This window comes from Neobacillus sp. 114 (genome assembly GCF_030127045.1).
GTDB lineage: Bacteria > Bacillota > Bacilli > Bacillales > Cytobacillaceae > Neobacillus > Neobacillus rhizophilus.
In genome coordinates, this window is sequence record NZ_CP126144.1 from 3736231 (window position 1) to 3756608 (window position 20378).

The 20378-nt window shown below is 38.3% G+C and carries 20 protein-coding genes and 1 pseudogene; all 21 read right to left on the minus strand.

Features of this window, described 5'->3' with window-relative positions; translation table 11 throughout:
- Entirely contained in the window at window positions 1-1110 is a 1110-nt protein-coding gene (locus QNN06_RS18105; RefSeq protein WP_284035661.1) for a hypothetical protein, read from the minus strand.
- Window positions 1111-1378: 268 nt separating this feature from the next.
- The gene (locus QNN06_RS18110; RefSeq protein ID WP_284035662.1) at window positions 1379-2113 is read right to left on the minus strand and encodes an SIR2 family NAD-dependent protein deacylase; all 735 of its coding nucleotides are present in this window, start codon (window positions 2111-2113) and stop codon (window positions 1379-1381) included.
- Window positions 2114-2145: 32 nt separating this feature from the next.
- Window positions 2146-2940, minus strand: coding sequence for a hypothetical protein (locus tag QNN06_RS18115; RefSeq protein WP_284035663.1), 795 nt, complete (start codon window positions 2938-2940; stop codon window positions 2146-2148).
- Between the two features lie 72 nt (window positions 2941-3012).
- Complete coding sequence (locus tag QNN06_RS18120) at window positions 3013-3972, minus strand: winged helix-turn-helix domain-containing protein (protein WP_284035664.1); 960 nt, start codon at window positions 3970-3972, stop codon at window positions 3013-3015.
- A 12-nt stretch (window positions 3973-3984) separates the two neighbouring features.
- A complete protein-coding gene (locus tag QNN06_RS18125; RefSeq protein WP_284035665.1) occupies window positions 3985-4302 on the minus strand; it encodes an Ada metal-binding domain-containing protein in 318 nt (105 codons plus the stop codon).
- Window positions 4303-4929: 627 nt separating this feature from the next.
- Complete coding sequence (locus QNN06_RS18130) at window positions 4930-5826, minus strand: sulfurtransferase (RefSeq protein WP_284035666.1); 897 nt, start codon at window positions 5824-5826, stop codon at window positions 4930-4932.
- A gap of 486 nt (window positions 5827-6312) precedes the next feature.
- Window positions 6313-6795 carry a DUF2975 domain-containing protein gene (locus QNN06_RS18135; RefSeq protein WP_284035667.1) on the minus strand — a complete coding sequence of 161 codons (483 nt, stop codon included), beginning with the start codon at window positions 6793-6795 and terminating at the stop codon, window positions 6313-6315.
- 379 nt (window positions 6796-7174) lie between these two features.
- A complete protein-coding gene (locus QNN06_RS18140; protein ID WP_284035668.1) occupies window positions 7175-8233 on the minus strand; it encodes an NADH:flavin oxidoreductase in 1059 nt (352 codons plus the stop codon).
- 5 nt (window positions 8234-8238) lie between these two features.
- Complete coding sequence (locus tag QNN06_RS18145) at window positions 8239-8943, minus strand: ABC transporter ATP-binding protein (RefSeq protein WP_217036595.1); 705 nt, start codon at window positions 8941-8943, stop codon at window positions 8239-8241.
- A complete protein-coding gene (locus QNN06_RS18150; protein WP_284035669.1) occupies window positions 8936-9646 on the minus strand; it encodes an ABC transporter ATP-binding protein in 711 nt (236 codons plus the stop codon). The genes QNN06_RS18145 and QNN06_RS18150 overlap by 8 nt, the downstream gene beginning before the upstream one ends.
- Before the next feature lie 11 nt (window positions 9647-9657).
- Window positions 9658-10653, minus strand: coding sequence for a branched-chain amino acid ABC transporter permease (locus QNN06_RS18155; protein ID WP_284035670.1), 996 nt, complete (start codon window positions 10651-10653; stop codon window positions 9658-9660).
- Window positions 10654-11520 (minus strand): branched-chain amino acid ABC transporter permease, encoded by an 867-nt coding sequence (locus tag QNN06_RS18160; protein WP_217036598.1) that lies wholly within the window; start codon window positions 11518-11520, stop codon window positions 10654-10656. It abuts the gene before it with no gap.
- A 63-nt stretch (window positions 11521-11583) separates the two neighbouring features.
- Window positions 11584-12867: an ABC transporter substrate-binding protein gene (locus QNN06_RS18165; RefSeq protein ID WP_217036599.1), complete on the minus strand. Its 1284-nt coding sequence runs from the start codon at window positions 12865-12867 to the stop codon at window positions 11584-11586.
- Between the two features lie 16 nt (window positions 12868-12883).
- Window positions 12884-13768 carry a cyclase family protein gene (locus QNN06_RS18170; RefSeq protein WP_217036600.1) on the minus strand — a complete coding sequence of 295 codons (885 nt, stop codon included), beginning with the start codon at window positions 13766-13768 and terminating at the stop codon, window positions 12884-12886.
- Between the two features lie 4 nt (window positions 13769-13772).
- Entirely contained in the window at window positions 13773-14201 is a 429-nt protein-coding gene (locus QNN06_RS31435) for a Zn-ribbon domain-containing OB-fold protein (RefSeq protein ID WP_481819267.1), read from the minus strand.
- 3 nt (window positions 14202-14204) lie between these two features.
- Window positions 14205-15386, minus strand: a complete 1182-nt coding sequence (locus tag QNN06_RS18175; protein ID WP_217036601.1) for a thiolase family protein — start codon at window positions 15384-15386, stop codon at window positions 14205-14207.
- Window positions 15383-16963 carry an AMP-binding protein gene (locus tag QNN06_RS18180; protein WP_217036602.1) on the minus strand — a complete coding sequence of 527 codons (1581 nt, stop codon included), beginning with the start codon at window positions 16961-16963 and terminating at the stop codon, window positions 15383-15385. Before QNN06_RS18180 ends, QNN06_RS18175 begins: the two co-directional genes overlap by 4 nt.
- 1 nt (window position 16964) lies before the next feature.
- Window positions 16965-17381: a Zn-ribbon domain-containing OB-fold protein gene (locus QNN06_RS18185; RefSeq protein ID WP_284037951.1), complete on the minus strand. Its 417-nt coding sequence runs from the start codon at window positions 17379-17381 to the stop codon at window positions 16965-16967.
- Window positions 17382-17386: 5 nt separating this feature from the next.
- Entirely contained in the window at window positions 17387-18538 is a 1152-nt protein-coding gene (locus QNN06_RS18190; RefSeq protein WP_284035671.1) for a thiolase family protein, read from the minus strand.
- A 13-nt stretch (window positions 18539-18551) separates the two neighbouring features.
- Entirely contained in the window at window positions 18552-19334 is a 783-nt protein-coding gene (locus QNN06_RS18195; protein ID WP_284035672.1) for an IclR family transcriptional regulator, read from the minus strand.
- 528 nt (window positions 19335-19862) lie between these two features.
- Window positions 19863-20333 (minus strand): annotated as a pseudogene (locus QNN06_RS18200) (SDR family oxidoreductase); the annotation flags it as partial.
- Window positions 20334-20378: the final 45 nt, after the last annotated feature.

Consider the following 20378-nt stretch of genomic DNA (forward strand, 5'->3'; position numbering starts at 1 on the left):
TTAAAACATCCCCTTCAGCATATGGTCTTCCAAGTCGGCAAATGTCGTAAATTCCTTCGTTTGTTTGTTTTTCACGACGGATTTTACTCGTTTTTGAACGCTTCTTGGGATTTTGTAAGTCAACAGCCAGACTTGATCGGCATGATCCAATGCCGTTTGTCCTTTTTCTTCCTGAAACTCTGAACCTTTTAAAATGGTTAGTTCAAATTTGTCATACTTCAGCAATTTGCTTGAATAAGGGTCACCGATCATCGTAACCTTTATCTTGTCATTTCCTGATTTGTTATGATTATTCTGAATCTCTAAATCTGTTTCTAATTTGAGGACGCGTGCATGTAGCCTATTAATCTCTTCATCCTTCAACTTCACTGTTTCTGTTTGCTTGGCCAACTTTTTATGTAATTCTTCCTTTTCTGCTGAAGCGCTCTTCCTATCAATACGCACCAAGCCCATCTCTGCTTTAAGGGATTGGATTTCCTGCTGGAATGCCTTTTTCTCGGTTTTCCATTCTTTCCTTTCATTTTTGAGGCTTGTTTGACTGCTTGCCTCTTTAGTCTTTAACTCCTCGTTTTTTTGTTCCAGTTTCTTCAGCTTCTTTTCCAGCCTCTCGATTTCCTTAAGCGCCGTTTTTATCCCCTTTTGCAGCTGTTCCAAGATTTCCTGCTCGTCCACTTCCTCTTCATTCGCAAGCTTTTCATCCACTTGCTTTTCCAGTAGGTCGAGTTTTTCTTCCTCTTTAAGTTTTATATATATTTCCTGAGCCTTCCCATGATCTTCCTCATCCTCACTGGACAGCAGCACCCCAAGTAAGATGGATGGATACAGCCCTTCCTCTTCTAGCACCTGTAAAAGCTCCTCGATACTTTTCCCTCTTAACGACTCGATTTCGGAACGGTCTTCGACGATAGAATCAAAGAAATGATATAGTTTTTTGCTATTCTTTTGACTAAGCGCTTCCTTTATGATCCTGTTTCTCACCATTTTGAAATTTGCTTGCTGGGGATTTAACTGGCGAAAACCCTTTATTTTGATCATCAGATTGTCCGCAATATTGGCAATTCCTTCATCGGGGAACGTATCCAATATCCATTTCCATATTTCCTTCTCCATTTTTTAACCCTCCCAGTGGTATGTATAAAATTTCTAATATTTCTGAAAACAAAATTTAAAAAAACTACTTCAAACAAAGAATGGAAGTAGTCAAATAGATACATGTATTTTCATATTAGTATAGTAATACATGTGATGTTGGCAAAGATAACGAATGAAATGACTATACGTCACTCTTTGTTGTGCTTCCTAATTTATACAATTGCATTACAAGTATAACATGGTTCTATAGGAAAAAGTTACTATACTCAGAAAATTATTTTTCTTTTTATTCTATGATTTCGTTTACTTTTGCTAGGACATTTCCGACCTTATCCTGAATAATGAGGCTAAAGTCTTGATTCTTTCCGTTCGTTTCTGTGTTAATATAGACGGTTTTACCTTCTGTCATTTGCGGCAGTTGGCTTGCTGGGTATACCTCCAGGCTTGTTCCGATCACAATCACAAGATCTGACTTATGAATATGCGAGAGGGAAGCGCTCCAGCATTCCTCCGGCAGCATTTCACCAAAAAGGACAACATTTGGCCGGAGATTGCCACCGCATTGACTGCATCTCTCCTTGTTCAGGAATTGCTCCCTGCTTACGATTCTAGAACAGTCGGCACAGCGAAACTTGTTGATGGAGCCATGAAGTTCGTATACTTGATCGCTGCCGGCTGCGCTGTGGAAACCGTCGACGTTCTGTGTACAAATGGCTTGGATAAGGCCTTTCTGCTCCCATTCCGCCAATAGATGATGCCCTCTATGCGGCAGGCAACATTCAAGCAGATTAGTTCTCATGCTATAAAATTCATGAAATAAATCATAATGGTTATCGAGAGCCTCGGTGGTGGCAACTGTTCTTGGATCAATATTGTTCCACCAGCCATCCTTCGAGCGAAAGTCCGGGATGTTTGATTCTGTGGACATCCCCGCTCCTGTTAGGATTGTTGTGTATTTAGACTTCTGAAGCCACTCTGCTAACGTTACTATTTGTTCGGAATAATCTTGAGTACTTTTCATGATTCTCTCCATCCTTTCAATCCATATTTTTATCAGACAAGGCTGAACTGCTTTTCGGCTTGTTCTTTCATCCAATCTACTAATACGTCTACATTTTCTTCCTTTAGTAGTTTGCCGGCTGTTTCCTTCATGTCTTTGCTGCGTTTAAAAGAGGATTTTTTGAGTTTTCGAATCTCGGCAGCATATTTTTGTAGCACCTCGGCCATTTGCACCGTGTCCTGATAAATCAAACTCATGTCCCAGCGCCCTGTTTCCACGGCCCTAATACAGGAACCTGACCGGTTATCGAATTGGACTTCCCATGTATAATGAAGATTCAGCCCATTTAAATATTTCTCCTGAATCACTTTAAACCATGCTCCCTGATAGGCGCCTGAAAGCTGGACATTTGGCGGGTAACGGTGATGGCCGCTGCAGCCTGCAAGAGCCGTAATCCCTGCTAGATTCAGTGATTTGACAAACATGGCCATGTTCGCATCCAGGTCCAAGGCATTCACTTTGATACCAAATCGCCGTTGTGCAAAGGCTCTCCATTTGAAATGATAGCCCTCCATATGGACTGGGAATTCCTTGCCTGGTACATTGATGATCTTCTTCATCGCAGCAATCGGAAACCGGCTCACTAATAGCTGGAATTGGTTCCCTTGCCAAAACGTTGGAATTCCTAGGTCGTTGAGCAATCGTTGTGTTTTCATGATATCTGCCCTGGTGTTTTCCTCTGTCAGAATGATGAAATCGTCTTTCGTTTCAACAAACAACCCTCTCATTGTTAGTGCCTCTGCCATCCGTTCTGTCGCCGTCATCATTTCTAATTTTAGTAGGTTCATACTTATCATCCTCCCTTATCTTTTGCACCCTAAATATATAAAAATCCGGTTACGATGGTCGTAACCGGATTTTTACCCCTTACGGAGGACCTTTGCAGGGATATCGGCATTCCAAACATATTCGCCGTTCTGGGTTGTTATTAATACACTCTCTTTAATATCGCTCCTACCCATTGCCTTTGCTAATTTTCTTCGAATGGCCGCAATGTATCGTTTGACAACGGCTGGATTCAACACTTGATCATTCCATACCGCTTTTTCAATTCTGCTTTTATCACAATAGATCCCTTTGTTATCGATCAAATAACCCAGCAGTTCCGCCTGCTTCGGCTCCAGCCTAACAGTATCGCTGCTTCCATAAACAAGTTTTTCAGAGTCTGCCAGATTAAGAACCACGTATTTTCCGTTCATGGCATCATCGAGTATTTGGTCGATATCATGATGGGTGATTCTCTTGCGCTTTTCGTCATTTTCTTTTAAAAGTATGGGCTCCAGATGCTTCTTTTTCAGTTTATCCATGTATAATTCGATGAACCAAACATGTTCCTTCCTCACATCCAATGCGGCCGCTTCCATAATCAAATCCATACCCTTTTGCGGGTATCCGATTCTTGTATAGGCAAGAGCCAGGTTACATAGTAGTTTGATTCGTTTGCTGCCGTTTATTCCCTTTTCCAACGCTTCTTTTCCATAAAATAAGACGGCTTCCCACTTTCGGTCCTCTTCAGCCAAGATAAAGGATAAGTGGTAAAAGGCATCGGGTTTGTCGGGGCTATGGAGGGTTGCCCTTCGTAATATGTCATAGGCCCTCCGATAGTTGCCCCTGCGCATTTTTTCATCCCGCCCCAATTGAAGGTATAGATTGGCGAGCATAATGGAATACCTCGGTTCTTTTCTATCGAGTTCCAAAAATCGTGTGTATAACCGGATTCCTTCCTCCAACCATACATTCCTTCCGTCACCCTCGTCCAGGCCCTCCCTATCCAGCCAATTATCCTCGAAATCTAACAATTCCTCCATTTGTGATTGCATGGCAAGATCTCCTTATCGATTAGGGTTCTGAAGCTTTTGTCTTTCTTTCCATTCCGTATATTTTTCTCGAAGGCATGATGCACATGGCCTGAATCCCGCTGCAATCGCGGTCTCCTCGTCTGCAAAAAACACGCGATTCTGTACATAGCCTCCTTTGGCAATGGCCCGTAATGCCGACGGGCAATCCATACGCCCGTAGACTTTTGTTTTCCTGTGGCCGCCGTATGTACCTGGAATTTTACTCTGATAAGGTTTCTTATCCGGGCCTAGCAGTGTATATGTTTTGTCTTGCTGCCCGCTTTTTTGGAGTTCCGCTTTGGTATCTAGCATTTGCTAACCACCCTTTCATGCTAAACTACAATTCTATTCTTATAATTAGAAATAATATTTGTAAGTCAATTCAGTTTACATAATATAATTATGGTTTACTCACTTTTTATTTTTGGCTCTGTTATAGCTGAATGTTGATTTCACTGTGTTTGAAAAATAAACGGAGAAATTCCGTTTAAGTTGGGAAATACCACTATTTCCTTAAAAATAAAGGAAGTTTTTCCGGTTATATGGTCCAAATCATTGGATTTTGTCTTTTTTAGAGCAGTTAATCGGAATATTTCCGCTTATATCTGCTTTTTTAGCTTCATCTTATACATTAGCCGGAAATTCTCCGCCTATGAATGGTCATACACCTACACGAAACTCAAAAATGAATATTAACAGAGCCTTGTTTTTAAAACTTATGTCACATTCCCTTTTCTATTTAAAAATTAGCAGTATTTCCCATTTTACTGGGCCCTTCATATTAAATTATACAGTTTTTCCCTTACCTAAGGGTAAATAAAAAATAGGTCTACCAAAAATGGTAGACCCTTAAGCCATTTTAAAGTAAAGAAGCTTCCGTAAACCATCTTGTTTTTCGCCAGCTTCTTAATAGATATGACTTATCCCTACATTCCAGATTTAGCTGCCTGTAATCAATGGGCAGTCAGGATCACTTGCCCACTCATTCATCGAACCATCATACACGGCTACGTTTTTTTGCCCAAGCATATTTAGAACAAGCGCATTCCAGGTAGCGGCTATCCCGCCACCACAATAGGTAATCACTTTTTTATTAGGGTCCAGCGCTCCGACTTTTTCAAAGGCCTCCCGCAATCTGGATGTATCGTATAATTGCCTTGTTTTCGGGTCGCCATGACTTCCAAAGAAGACATTGACACTGCTAGGAATATGGCCTTTTCGTGGATAAGTGTTTGTTTCACCTCGGAAATCTTCCGGTGATAAACTATTGATGAGAATAATATTTTCATTATCCATGGCCCTTTTTACATCTTCTTTCGTTGCCAATAGTTCCGGACGGCGTTTCCCGGAAAATTTCGCCTGAGGATTATGGCCGGGCTCAGTAGTGGTGGGCCGCCCTTCCTCTTTCCATTTTTGATAACCGCCTTCAAGTACGGAAATATCATCAAAGCCTTCATAACGAAGCTGCCAAGCTAATCGTGAAGCCCATTGGGCAGCGACCACAGGATTGCCTACCAATGCCCCTTGATCGTAAATGACTACATACGTTCCGTCTCCAACACCCAGTTCCTCCATTTTTTTGACAAATTGCTCACGTGGCGGAACAGTCATGGGCATGGGGGCTTCCGGGTCTGATAATTCATTCATTAAATCGGCAAAAACCGCCCCGGGGATATGACCCTGATTATACGCATCTCTCCCCGACCACATGCCCACCTCTTCCCCTTCCTTATCGGGGATTTTTAAAAATGTAGTGGCGTCAATTATCCTTAAATTTGGATCTTCTAACCTCTCCGCTAACCAATCTGTATTTACTATCAATGGATGCTTACTCATGTTTTCCCTCCGTTTCACTTATCAAAAAACGTCTTCATTAACCTTTCCATAGAAAAGAAAAGTTATGAATGCCCTGTCACTATTGGCTGAATGTCCTATAGGGTGGCGTTCCAGAGCAAAACAAACACAGGCTATTGATTTTTAAAGGGTTCCGTATTGAGGTGCATATTATATAATAGAAAACAAAAATGGCTTGCAAACTGACAGTAGTTTTGGCACGCCATTTTACGTTCATTAAGTCACATTTAAAATTTGAAACCATCTTAACTATCAGTTTAAACACTTGATAAAGTGCGTTGTAAAAAGGTCATGCCCCTCTATATAAAAGGATGAAAATGATACATTTTATGGAATGAACCCCTAAGAAATCTGTTGCCGCATATGCAGTTCAGGAAACAGAAATATGCACAAAGCGAGAACAGGAATTCCAAATAACAGCTATCTTCAAAAATAATGTGGTTGCTACCTCTCGTATATTTCAAAATGTTATTTGTTTTTTGGCTGTGAATCCAAGACATTCTTTATGGGTTTTTGAAGTACGTCCACAATGGCAGCGATAATACTTGTTGCCAAGATGCCCATTAGACCTAGGGATATTGGACCTGCTGCATCATCACCTGTGAAATGAACACGTACCCTTAAATAAACTATTGCTAAAAAAATGAAGAAAATGACAGTAAAAGTGGATTTTTTAATTAACTTTAAAGATTGAAGAGATAACTCAGAGAAAACATTATTCTTTTCGATATAGGTTAAAAGTTTAAATATTTGATACAACGCCACAGAAAACGTAATACATATTCCATATGCACATACCAAAAGTGGATAGAGCGAATAATCACCTGGGCGCTCTATCGCATCTCTTCTGGCTGCTTCAGGCAAAAAATATATACACACGGCAAGCACTGCAATTCCAACCAGAAAAATAATAACCTTTAAGAAAGTGGTAGAACCTCGTTTAACATTCATTTAAAACACCTCACTTATTTAATGACAATACGAATTTAACATATAGTTTATCGTTTTACAATAAATTAGTATCGTTTTTTATTGTATTATTATTGTTATTGAAATATGCTTTTACAAAAATAAAAAGCATTTCTCATTACAAAGAAATGCTCTTACTTTAAAAAAGTGAAATTACAACTTGTTCACCAAAACTGAACTTTTTAACGACTTCAAACATACATCGACTAAGAAGTTCTCCTAAGATTATAGTAAATATAATATGAATTCTTCTTCCTGACGTTCTGGAGAATTAGCTGTTTGAACACAAAAAGTGTACCAATAATAGTACACCTTTAGTTGCGTTATATAAGTAATCTTTCTGCAGAGTACTTATTTCTTACTATGAATCATACGTAACACATTTCACTGGTTCATTCTTTAAGTATAACCGTATACAATCATTCTTAAATATACATCTTCTGAATGGCCTTTTTTCCTTCATTTTATTAACGAAATCAGCATCGGCCAGTGCTGCTCTTCCAATTGCAACCATATCGGCTTTGCCTTCGTTAACAATTTCTTCGATAAGACCAGGGTTAGAAATTTTCCCAACTGTAATAATTGGAACGTTCTTTACTTTCTTTTTTATTTGTTCAGCTAAATGTACATTTAATCCATCTGCCATTTCGCTAGTTGGTACTTGCCGATAAGAACTGTAAGATCGGCTTCCTCCTAGTTCAATACGACCCCCAGCAGAGACATGGATAGCATCCGCACCAGCCCTTACCAGGTTCTTACTTATATAAGTTGAGTCAATGATAGTATTCCCCCCTACCATAAACTCATCTCCATTAATACGACAGACTATTGGGAAGTCTTCCCCTAACCTCTTTTTTGTTTCTCTAACGATTGTTTCTGCAAATTTAGTCCGTCCATATAAGTTTTTACCATAACTATCTTCTCTCTTATTTGCATATTTTGATAGAAAATCTGCGATGGTATAGCGGTGAGCCATATGATAATCAACAATATCAAATCCAGCTTCTTTTACCCGAACTGCTGCAGAAACAAATTCATTAATAATCTCCTCAATTTCCAGAACGGACAAATCGGCGGGCTTCTTGTTTATGGCATGCAAAAAATCTCCAAGCTGTAAAGACGCAACAGCCCCTTCTTCTCGAATAGCCCGAGCTAATTTAAACAATCCTGGAACAAATTTATCATCAAATGCAGATAAATTATTTGTTGGCTTCATTTCACGCATCGGATTGATCGAAGTAATTTCAACTGTAATTAAGCCAATTCCTCCTGAAGCTCTTTTCCTATAATGTTCGATCAATTTCTCAGTTACAAACCCATCATCAGATGCTAAATTTGTATCCATAGGCGCCAACACAATTCTGTTAGGAACAACTACCTTCCCTATATTAATAGGTTCGAACACTTTATTAAGATTCATTTGAATCACCTTCCTAAGTAGGCTTCCTTTGTTTTAGGATTATCTATAAGCGCTTGGCCTTCTCCTTCTAAAGCAATTCTTCCATGTTCAATTACATAACCATAATCACAGATTTGGAGGGCGTGTCTTACATTCTGTTCAATTAGTAGAACTGTAAGGCCTTGTTTCTTTAATTCTCTGATGACGTCAAAAATTTGACTAACAATAATAGGTGCCAGCCCGAGTGATGGCTCATCCAAAATTAGTAATTCAGGTGAGCACATTAATGCCCGACCAATTGCAAGCATCTGTTGCTCTCCACCAGACATTGTTGAGGCAATTTGAGATTCACGCTCTTTTAGCCTTGGAAATAGGTTAAATACATAGTCTATTCGTGAGTGCCTTTCTTTTTTTGCTTTTGAAAATGTAGAAGCTACTAGCAAGTTTTCTTTTACCGTTAGATCAGGAAATAGTTTTCTTCCTTCAGGAACTTGGACGATACCCATACGAGTTCGCTCATATGGCTTTAATTTTGATATATCCCGGTCTTTAAAGAGAAGTTTTCCAGACTTAGGTTGTACCAGACCACAAATTGTGTTGACCAAAGTAGATTTTCCAGCAGCGTTTACCCCCACAATGGAAATCGTATGGCCCATAGGAATATTTAAATTTATATCATTTAAAACCGTTACCTCATTGTAACCAGCATATAAATTTTCTATTTTAAGCATGGATTTCATCCCCCAGGTAGGCTTCAATTACTTCAGGATTCTTTCTTATTTCGCTTGGTGTTCCCTTTGCAATTAATTCTCCATAGTTTAATACGACAATTCGGTCTGAAACGGTCATCAAAGCCTCTAGTAAGTGTTCCACTATAATAAATGTAATATCTTTGTTTCTATTTAACTCTTGAATTTTCCTTACCATTACCTGTGCTTCTACGGGGGTTAAACCGGCCATAACTTCGTCTAATAAGATTAATTTAGATTGAGTAGCTAGGGCCTTTGCAATTTCCATCGATTTTTTCTGGGGAAGGTTAAGATCTTTCGCCAACATACCGGCTCTATTTTCTAAACCAACCATTTTAAGTGCGTCCCTTGCTATTTTCTCGGCTTCTGTTGCACTTTTTGCATGTAAGAATGCAGCCGGTTTAACATTATCCAATACTGTAAGGTCAGGGAAAATTTGTACAATCTGAAAGGTTCTCGCTAATCCCTTGTTACAAGATTCATAGGGTCTTAATCCAGTAATATTCTCACCCTCAAAAAACACCTCACCAGCTGTTGGTTGAATAAAGCCGCTAATTAAAGCAAAAAGCGTACTTTTGCCAGCGCCATTCGGCCCAATTAGACCCACAATCTCCCCTTTTTCAACTTCAAATGAAACATTATTTACTGCGACTAACCCTTTAAATTGTTTCGTCAAATTTTTCACTTGAAGAATGCTCATGAACTTACCTCCGCACTGGTGCCATTTTTATTAATGGCTGCTAATTTTCTTTTAGCCATTAAATCCTTGAATCCTTTTATGACGCCATCTGGCATATACATGACAATAACAATCAGAATGATTCCGTAGATGACGAGATGTAAACCAGGCAGTACTTCTCCCCAGTATAAACGAATCACTTCACTGATAGGCTGGAGAACAATTGCACCAACGAGCGGGCCTAATGGATGCTTCATACCTCCTGCGATAACAGCAATTAAAATCGTAATTCCAAAACTCCAATCTGCCATATGCGGATCAATAAACAAAGTATATTGAGCCATAAAGCTTCCGCCTAAAGCACCAAAGAATCCACTAAGCATAAATGCAATCATTTTATATTTAAATGGATTAATTCCAATGGCTTCTGCAGCCTGCTCATTCTCTCTGATTGAAATAAGGTAACTACCCATTTTATTCTTCGTAATCCACCTAATAATGATCAGCATCACTATTACCATGGTTAAAAGAATATAATAATATGGAAGTTTTGAGGAGAATTGAAAGGCCAGCCAACTATCTTCCATTACGGGAATTAAAAGTCCATAGGCTCCACCTAGCGGCTTAATGTTTTCGATTAAAATTCTTAGAACTTGACAAAAAGCTAATGTAACCATCGCAAAGAAAATTCCCTGAAGTTTATATCGGAAAGATACGAACCCAATCAATAAAGCTATTATCGTACTTATTATCGCTCCCAGAAACATCCCGATTAACGGGGATAAACCATTATTTATTAATAAATAAGTTGAGGTGTATGACCCGATAGCAATAAAAATGGGATGCCCTAAAGATATTTGCCCTGTTAAACCTCCAATAATACTCCAAGCCATTCCTTGATATGCCAGATAAAGCGTTGCAATCAAAAGCTCTAACCAGAAAGTATTCCCGACGTTAGGAGCAAATAAAAAGAATAAAAATATGATGGCAAGTCCTGTTAAATTTTTATTCATTTAAATTGCCCCCCTAAATAATCCTTCAGGACGTAGTATCAAAACAGCAATAAATAATAATAGTGGAATAACTAAACCCAATGAGCCAGGAATTAAAGCAGCTCCTAAAGTATCACTGAGCGAGTATAATAATGCACCAAACATCGCTCCACGAACACTGCCAAGACCACCCAGAATTACGATGATAAATACTGGCAGCAGGTAAATAGAACCCACACTTGGTGATACGAAGGTTATTGGAATGAGCCAAGAGGATGCTATCCCCAGCAGGGCAATTCCAATGCCCGCAGATAATAAAAGAACTTTCTCAACATTTACACCTACTAAATGGGCGGCCTGTGAGTTTTGGGATGACGCCCTAATAAGTCTTCCAAAGTCTGTGAATCTTAAAATATAGTAAAAAATACTACTTACTCCAATTCCGACTACAAATCCCCAAAATTTATGCATACGAATGGAAACAGGCCCTAATTGATAAGAGACATCCGCTAATGAGGATGTAATTGATTTTAAATCTGATGAAAAAAACAATAAAGCAAGATTTTGTAACACAAATGAAATTCCAATGGTTAAGAGTATTTGGCTAGATTCCGGTGCATTTTGAATCTTCTTTATGAAAAATTTATAAAAAATAACACCGATCAAGAACATGACAGGTACAACAATAACTGCAGAAATGTAAGGGTGTAATCCGATGGTGATAAAGACTAAGTATGCAACATAAAGAGCAACCATTAAGAAATCACCGTGTGCAAAATTAACAATTTTCATTACACCAAAAATTAGTGTGAGTCCAATAGCAACTAATGAAAAAATCCCAGCATTTAGAATACCTTCAACTATCGCTTGTACTATTACTGTACCCATTCAAACACCGCCTCTCAATGATAAGGGCTCGTGAACATATCATGAGCCCCTATATAAACAAAGTTATTTAAACCATTGACTATCTACAAATTTTTTCGAAGCATATTTTTCTGGCCAGATGGTAACCCACTTACCTTCCTGTGCCTGACCAATCATAATTAATGCATCAGCTTGCCCTTTTTCATTAAACTTAATTTTTCCTTCTTTAGTAGGAATGATATTGGCATCTGGTGAAGTAAATTCAGTTGTTGCAAAAGTATCTCTAAGTTGTTTGCTATCAATGCTAGCAGACTTCTCTAACGCCTCGTGAATGATATAGGAGGCCGAATAAGCATAAGCTGCATCATCATTCATGGCATTTCCAAATTTCGCTTGGAATTCTTCTCCAACTTTCTTAGCAATTTCTGAGATATCTGGAAGCCATGCTGTTGAGCCAACTTGCCCTTCAGCTAATTTGCCAAGTTGGAAAAAGTCATCATGAACCTCTGTAGTTCCAATACTCAAGTATGGGCGTTGAAAATTTAAGCTTGCCATTGTTTGCTGAGCCTTCATCGTATCATTTAAATACGAAGCAGCTAAAATAGCATTTGCTCCTGAACTTTTAATTTTTGTTAATTGAGTTGAAAGGTCTTGAGAACCGCTTCTAAAAGAAACATCCGCTACAATATCTAGTCCATACTTTTTCCCAATCTCTTTTATATCTGTTCCAGTACCTTGACCCCATGCACCATCTTCCCATAATGATGCTACTTTCGTAATATTCTTGCTGAAATTATCGTTTAAATATTTCAAAAATTCATATTGTGTTTCAACCCATACTTTTGAAGGCGGTCTTGTTCTGAAAGTATTCTTAAAACCAGATTCGGTAATGATGTTACCAGCAGAATAAGGCACTAGATAAGGAACTCCCATTCTTTCAGCTGCTTGAGCAACAGCCATCGTAACGCCGCTTTCATATGATCCTGTAAGCATAACTACCTTTTCATCGTTTACTAGCCTTTGTGCCTCTCGAGCACCTACATCCGGTTTCCCAGTATGATCCGCATAAACAAATTCTAGTTTTGCTCCGTTTAGTGCTTTAACTCCGCCAGAGGCATTAATTTTTTCCAAGGCAAGTTCGTACCCTTTTTTCACTTGTTCACCGATTTGCGAAGATGGGCCACTTAATGGGATAACCACACCAACCTTAATAGGTCCTTCTATTTTTTCATTTGAATTTACCTTAGTAGATTTACCATCTGTTGATTTACTCGAACTAGATTGTGATTCAGGTCTTACACAAGCAGCAAGCGAGGATAGTAGAAGTATCAATATTGTTAGGGTTATTAAACTTTTCATTTTACGCATCAAGCGTTCCTCCTCATTAAATGATTGCTAGTGGGTTGATCGGACTGCCAACAGCTCCTGTTATGGCAAGTGGTGCGGCTACAAACATACATTCATAAACTTTGTCCTTCGCTAATTCCTCAAAATTGAACAATTCCATAAAATAGACCCCTAGGTCTCTTAGAGCCTTCATATGAACTGGAATTACTGCGCCTTCTCTTTCTTCAGGTTTCACTTCTACAGCTAAATTATCTGCAGCAATCCCAATAATCTCTTTTTCGGCAATCCACTTAATACAAGCTTCCCCAATTCCTGGTTCATATTTCTCGAATTTTTCAGAATTCTCTTCAAGCATTTTTAGCCAACCAGTTCGAATGAAAAGCATATCTCCTGAATTTATGGTTACCCCCTGGGAAGCGGCACATTGATCAAGGTCTTCAGGGGTAATAACTTCTCCTGCTTCTAAGTACTCCACTCCTTTAAATAATGGAATATCTAATAGTACCGCTCTTGTCACAATCCCTTTTACTTTCTCAATTCCGCAATATTTAGCTCCTTTACTCTTTATGGAGTTGTCAGAGAAACCATTGTAAATCTGGTCGTCGTACCATACATGAGATAAAGCATCCATATGCGTGGACCCATGAGTGTTCAGAAACACATAACCATCAGCGAACTGCACATCTCCTACTCTTTTCGCTCCGGCAGCATAATCACCACCATCACGGGTTAAAACATGAAAAGGTGCTACTCTTAGGGCTTTGTCATATGGGGTTTTGTGAGTATGAATCGGCATTGCAAGACTGTAAACCTTACCTTTATTAATCATTCTTGATGCCTGAATGATTTTTTCTGGGTTTATAAAATTTAGTGCACCGAGCTGATCGTCTGCACCCCATCTTCCCCAATTTGATAAACTCATAGAATCAACGCCCTTTTTCTATATTTTTCTCGAAACAAAACAATGAATAATCTGTATAATGGCATACTACAATCGAAACATCATCACCAGGTTTAGCCTCGGAATAGTCATCTAGTAATCTAGATGCTACACGGATCCCTTCTTCAAGATCGACAATGCAGACGGTATACGGTAATTCATCCTTGAATATTTCTGGGCCAGCCCAAACCTTTGTAAGGGAGTATAGCTTTCCTTTTCCTGAAAGTTGAATCCACTTTAGATCCTCAGAAAAGCAATTTGGACATATTAGTTTTGGTGGAAAGGTTATATCATCACAACAGTTACATTGTGTTGTTGTAAAGGTTTCGCTTCTTAAAGACTCCCAAAATGATTGAACAAAGCTACTTTCCCGAGGTGCATATGCTATTGGTTTATTGATTTTAATAGATCTAATTGTTTACACTCTCCTTTCAAAAATATGGACTAACGCAGCATTGTAGTTACCAAGCTCACAACTGGTTAATCCAATTTCAGCATCCTTAACCTGCCGTGTTCCAGCTGCTCCTCTTAATTGCTCAACGATTTCTAGAATATTGTATAAAGGCGTAACCATTGGTGGATGCCCTCTCGATATACATCCACCGGATGTACATATTGGGATGCTCCCTCCTAATTTCGTCCTTCCTTCTTCAGCCCAATAAGCTCCTTCCCCTTCAGGACATAATCCAAAGGCTTCGCTGGCAAGAACTTCAATAATTGTACATGGTGCATAAATTTCCGCTACATCAATATCGGACGCTTGAATGCCTGCTTTTTCATAGGCTAATTGACTTGCTCTTCGTGCTGCCTCGAGTTTAACCATTTCGTTTGGTTTATCCGAGATTTGGTGGGCCCCTTCATGATAAAAACCTCTACCCTTCACCACTACGTAAGGCTTTCCCAGACTTTTAGCCGTTTCAACATCCGCTAAAATTAGAGATACGGCTCCATCCGATCTTGGTGGGACCTCTAATAACCCAAGAGGCTCGACCACTGGCCTGGCATTAAGTACATCCTGTAACTCAATTAATTTACTATACTGTGCAAGAGGATTGAGACTAGCATGAAATCTATTTTTTATAGCTACAGTGGCAATTTTTTCTCTAGCAACTCCATATTCATGCATATAACGGACTGCATCCATTGCATACCAAGAAATCGGTGTAAATCCAAATGGTGCATGAAAATCAACATCACCTACCGACCGCATCGTCATGTTCATATGTTCAGATGAAGGAACCGCCGTTTCCATTGACACTCCTAGTGCAACGCAGATTTTACAGTTTCCAAGTAAAATTTCATTCATGGCTTGATTAAAGGCAAATCCGCCTGTCATCCCATTTCCAACTACTTCCATTACCGTTGCACTGCTTTTTATTCTTAAGTGGCCAGCCATAAAAGTGGCGAAATATCTTTGTTTCGTATATGGTCTTGGATGGGCAAATACTAAACCCTCGATATCCTCTTTCGAAATCCCTGCGTCTTTTATGCTCAGAGAAAAAGCCTTGATCAACATTTCATGTTCAAGCTCTTTTTCATATTTTTTAATAGGAAGTGCGCCGATACCTATAATTGCAACCTCTTTTTGAATGAGAATCACCTACTAACATTTAATAATTCATCTTTTAATTTTGCTTTTTGGATTTTACCAGATTCCGTCATTGGGAATTGATCAACAATGATTAATTTTTTAGGGATTTTATAGCTAGCTACTCTTCCTTTTAAAAATAGCTGTATTACCTCAAGAGATAAAAGAGTTCCGGCTTTTTGTTTAACCAGTGCAACTGGGATTTCACCATATTTATCGTCAGGAATTCCAATCAAAGCAACCTGTTCAATATTCGGGTGTTCATAGAGAAGTCCTTCCACTTCTTGTGGAGAAAAGTTTTCTCCGCCAACTCTGATAATCTCTTTAATTCTTCCTAGAAAATAGAGGTAGCCATCCTCGTCCATCCTTCCTAAATCACCTGTCCTTAACCATCCGTTATAAAATACCTTTTCTGTCTCTTCCTTGTTTTCGAAATATTCTAACATTAAATTGTAGCCTTTTAACACAATTTCCCCTTCTTTTCCAGGTGGGAGAAATTCAAAAGTACTAGGATCCATGATACGAATTTCACAAGATGGGTGGGCTCTGCCGCAAGAATTGAGTCTTTTTTCGATTGGGTCGTTTATATCACATATTCCTACATTAGGAGAAGCTTCACTTAAACCGTAGATACATAAGATATCTTCAATCCCCATTTTCTCCTTAATTAGTTTTGTGATTTCAGGTGAGCCTGTTGTCCAGCCAGTTCGAATTGATGAAAAGTCATCTTTTTGAAAAGAACTTAGCTCCATAACTAATAAAAATAATGAATCTATTCCACTATAGGTAGTACATTTGTATTTTTTAACCATTGCCGCTGCTTGTTCAGGAACAAAATACGCTTGTGAGAAAAATGGCACTTGGTAAATTAACGCAAGAAGTACCTGCATCGTAACTCCACCGATATGACAGAACGGTCCTGCAGAAAACACTTTATCTTCAGATGTAATATTCATTCTGGCACCGACATAATAGGCATTTTGCAGTAAACCGCAATGTGTTAAGAGTGCACCTTTTGGAAAAGATGTTGTCCCGGACGTGTACTGTATTAAGACAGGGTCGTAGTCGCTGCTTTCGACTTTTTCATAAATCCCATCATTCGTTACAGCTGATTTCCACGATTCTCCAATATTAGGTGCTTCCTCTCCAATCCAAATTAAATTTTTGAGAAATGGCAATTCACGACTATCATATGTAAATGGATCATTAGTCGAATTCCATGAAATGATTTTATCAAGATAACTATTATTTAAAAATTTTGCGCGTGTTATCAAAACTTTACTTTTCGAGTGGCCTAATACGTATTTTGCCTCTGTGTCTTGAAATCTTGTGTTTAGTGGTACTAGGATTGCACCGATACTTCCAACAGCCAATAGTGAGACAACCCATTCAAAACAATTTGGGAGCCAGACTGCTACTCGATCACCTTTTTTAATCCCTATTTCTTGTAAATATTTAGATAGTCCATTTACTTGAGAAACTAGATTTTCATATTTATACTCAATATCATCAATTACGGAACATAATTTATTACCAGGATAAGTCTGGATTCTACCTAGTAATTCATTAAATGTTTTAGGACTATGCATGCTACCTGTCTCCTTCCGCATTCGTAAATGTTAGAACGGCTGCTTGATTGATTTTATGAAACAAAGGAATTAATGGCATTCCATTATAGAGTTCTTCTTCTATTACATCTACTATTCTTGAAAAAAACTGAACCTCTCGATTTTCTCCATCTTTTATTTTCACAAGTCCGAGAATATAAGGTAAATCGCTATTTAGAATCTCAGACGGAGGTCTATGGACGATGGTGTAAGAATAGAGTTCCCCTCTTTTCGGAAGTGATTTCAATTGTAACCTACTAGACAGACAGCTTTTGCATAAAATACGAGGGTAAAATTGTATTCCACTGCAATCTAAACACTCTTGCACTCTTATTTGTTCTTCGGCCAGCCCCTCCCAAAAGCCTTGATTCTGAACCAAACTCTTATCAGGTTCCACCATAAGTTTCACGCTTTTTCACCTCCAAGTATCAAGGTCGATTGTGCGGACAGCATTCCGCCATTCCCATGAACCAGAGCTAATTTAGCATTTGGAACTTGTCTTTTATCTGCTTGGCCTCTTAATTGACGAATAGCCTCAATGACATGATTTAATCCACCCGAAGGTCCTGGTTGACCATGAGACAGTAATCCTCCATGTGGATTAATAGGCAATGAACCGCCTAAATTCAATTTCCCTTCACGCAGCCACTTTACGGCTTCGCCTTTTTCACAAAAGCCTAAATCCTCAAGCAATATTAAAACGGTAATAGTAAAACAATCGTAAAGTAAGGCAACATCTATATCTTTTGGAGATATACCAGCTTTTTGAAAGGCAGTTTTTCCAGAGGTTGTTGCCCCAAAACTTAATAATCCCTCTTTCTGAGAAATGTGTTCATGGGTTGTTTTTTCGCCGTATCCAAGTATATAAATCGGTTTGTTTTTGTAATTTTCTGCATTTTCTGAAGAGGTCATGATGAGAGCTGATCCTCCATCGGATATAACTGCACAATCATATAGATGTAACGGTTTTGCAATGACTTTAGATTTCATAATTTCTTCAACCGTTAACTTTTTTTTCATATGTGCTTTTGGGTGAAGCATTGCGTTATCTCGATGCAAGACAGATATTTTTGCGAGGTCAAGTTGATCAATTTCAAAGGTTTCCATATATTTAGTTGCAATCATGGAGTAAAAGGATGGAATGGTGGCACCATACAATGCTTCAAATTGCTGGTGCCCAAAATTAGAGAGTTTTTCAATTGCACCAGATCTTCCAAGACCTGATAATCGATTCTCCCCGAAGGATATTAAAACATTTTTACAGTAACCAGCTTGAATAACAGCAGCTGCCAACCCAACAGCTGAACAGCCGCTTGCTCCACCTAGTTGGACTGTAGTATTAAAATTAGGCTCTAATCCTAGATATTCTGCTAAATAACTGCTTGGCATAGGATGTGGCTCGGTTAACGAATATGCTGTAATGACACCATCAATTTCATCTTTTGATATCCCAGCATCGAAAATCGCCTCTCTCGCTGCTAATGCTTGGAACTCAATGGAAGTAATATTTGGGATTTTCCCCATATTTGTATCTCCCACGCCAATAATTGCGGCCAAATTTTTCCCCTCCCTATCTAATTTTCAAATCTATCTCCCCTGCTAATTTACTGGTAAATTCATTTGCAGTATCTTTCACTTTTTGGACCACTGCGTCTATATCCTTTTCAGTCATGTAAGTGGAAAACCCTAAAGTCCCTATTACAAGCTGTATATCTCTATTTGAGTTAAAAACTGGTGCAGAAACTGCGACTACCCCTTCTATATATTCCTCTTTACTTACCAAGACCCCGTCCTTTCTTATAACATCTAATGTTTTTATATACTCTGAAATATCTGTAATGGTATACGGTGTAATTTGAGTGAGACCTCCCTTTAAGATTTCATCTCTCTCGTTTTCTTCCATATAAGCCAAGAACCATTTACCATATGACACGTCTTTTATCGGGAATCGATTCCCGACTGAAATTTTTATTTGAATCATTCCAGTACTTTCTTCCTTGGCAATATACATAAGCCGATCGCCGCTAATTCTTTCGACTAAAAAACTGGTTAAGGAAGTTTCACTTGTCAATTTTTCTAATAACGGTTTGGCTAGTGAGTGATAATCTATTTGTTCACTTGCTCTGCTACCAAGTACAACTAACGAGGGACCCAAACTATATCTTTTTGTACTCTGGTTGTAAGAGACCATTCTTTCTTCTTCTAAAGTTTTCAAAATTCTCATGCATGAACTTTTACTAATGGATAAGGCTTGGCTAATTTCAGCTAAAGTACTATTGCTATATTTGTACCTGCTTAACAACTTAAGAATACTTACGGAATGGTGTACTGCTGGTACATGATAATTATTCATATTCATCACCTTAATCGTTTCAAATATAAAACGTCGTTTCCTATTTGAATTTTATCATCTCGATTTTTATTATTCAATATATTTTTTAGTGTTTTCTGAATTTTTTTATAACGGTAATAATTCGTTTGTCACTCAAAAAAGGTGTACCAAAAATCGTACACCTTAAAAATATTATGGGATTAAAATATTTAATATATAATATTTTTTGTCATTTCTAATCCAATGGTAGTGTTCTCAATACATTTAATCTGACCCACTAGGTTAACTAAAATTTTGCCAATAAAGTTTCTTCCTAAAGGCTTCATTAATTCATTTATCTCTAATAATGCTTTTTTTAATTTTGTGTAAATTTCTTTATAATTTGAAATTTATTAAAGTCATATTTATACATTGATGCATTAAACAATAATTTATCAATCAGATTTTCAAATAAAATATCGCCCGTTTTTTTTTATTTCACAACTCATATGGCGCAGATTTTTCAGGCTGGTTTATAAGCTTTTTTGAGACCTCTTTATAAATCAAAAATTATTTAAAAATATCCCGTTTACTAATCATAGATGTGGCAAATCGCCATATTACCTTTGGTTTGGTCTTCCATTGGATTTTTGCATCATTATCTTGATTTTCGAGCACTTTCGCGGCAAGGAATTTCGTTACTGGTTCGACCTTATCGCCCAAGATGTTGAAGATTTTCCGGTTATGTTCATCAAGCGATTTTCGTAGAAAGTCTGTCGCGAGCATTCCTGGACTTAATGTCCCCACTTTTATATTTTTCTGCTTGGCTTCAATTGCCAACGAGCGGGTAAAATAGCTGACGGCACTTTTGGATGTCCCATATAAAGTTATCTTTTCGCGCATCATTCCATTGCTGCCGAAGCCCTCCATGTTAAAAATTTGGCCGGAACCTTGTTTTAGCATATGATTAAAGGCAACATGGCAGCCATTCATAACACCTTTAAGGTTCGTACGAATCACTTTATCGTACTCCTCTTCGGCCCTTTCCCAAAAATACTTTCGCTCCTAGTCAATTCCTGCATTATT

Bases quoted from the DNA above. Each gene is read 5' to 3' on its own strand.
- QNN06_RS18105 (WP_284035661.1), bottom strand. From the start codon at position 1,110: ATGGAGAAGGAAATATGGAAATGGATATTGGATACGTTCCCCGATGAA.
- QNN06_RS18110 (WP_284035662.1), bottom strand. From the start codon at position 2,113: ATGAAAAGTACTCAAGATTATTCCGAACAAATAGTAACGTTAGCAGAG.
- QNN06_RS18115 (WP_284035663.1), bottom strand. From the start codon at position 2,940: ATGAACCTACTAAAATTAGAAATGATGACGGCGACAGAACGGATGGCA.
- QNN06_RS18120 (WP_284035664.1), bottom strand. From the start codon at position 3,972: ATGCAATCACAAATGGAGGAATTGTTAGATTTCGAGGATAATTGGCTG.
- QNN06_RS18125 (WP_284035665.1), bottom strand. From the start codon at position 4,302: ATGCTAGATACCAAAGCGGAACTCCAAAAAAGCGGGCAGCAAGACAAA.
- QNN06_RS18130 (WP_284035666.1), bottom strand. From the start codon at position 5,826: ATGAGTAAGCATCCATTGATAGTAAATACAGATTGGTTAGCGGAGAGG.
- QNN06_RS18135 (WP_284035667.1), bottom strand. From the start codon at position 6,795: ATGAATGTTAAACGAGGTTCTACCACTTTCTTAAAGGTTATTATTTTT.
- QNN06_RS18140 (WP_284035668.1), bottom strand. From the start codon at position 8,233: ATGAATCTTAATAAAGTGTTCGAACCTATTAATATAGGGAAGGTAGTT.
- QNN06_RS18145 (WP_217036595.1), bottom strand. From the start codon at position 8,943: ATGCTTAAAATAGAAAATTTATATGCTGGTTACAATGAGGTAACGGTT.
- QNN06_RS18155 (WP_284035670.1), bottom strand. From the start codon at position 10,653: ATGAATAAAAATTTAACAGGACTTGCCATCATATTTTTATTCTTTTTA.
- QNN06_RS18160 (WP_217036598.1), bottom strand. From the start codon at position 11,520: ATGGGTACAGTAATAGTACAAGCGATAGTTGAAGGTATTCTAAATGCT.
- QNN06_RS18165 (WP_217036599.1), bottom strand. From the start codon at position 12,867: ATGCGTAAAATGAAAAGTTTAATAACCCTAACAATATTGATACTTCTA.
- QNN06_RS18170 (WP_217036600.1), bottom strand. From the start codon at position 13,768: ATGAGTTTATCAAATTGGGGAAGATGGGGTGCAGACGATCAGCTCGGT.
- QNN06_RS18180 (WP_217036602.1), bottom strand. From the start codon at position 16,963: ATGCATAGTCCTAAAACATTTAATGAATTACTAGGTAGAATCCAGACT.
- QNN06_RS18185 (WP_284037951.1), bottom strand. From the start codon at position 17,381: ATGGTGGAACCTGATAAGAGTTTGGTTCAGAATCAAGGCTTTTGGGAG.
- QNN06_RS18195 (WP_284035672.1), bottom strand. From the start codon at position 19,334: ATGAATAATTATCATGTACCAGCAGTACACCATTCCGTAAGTATTCTT.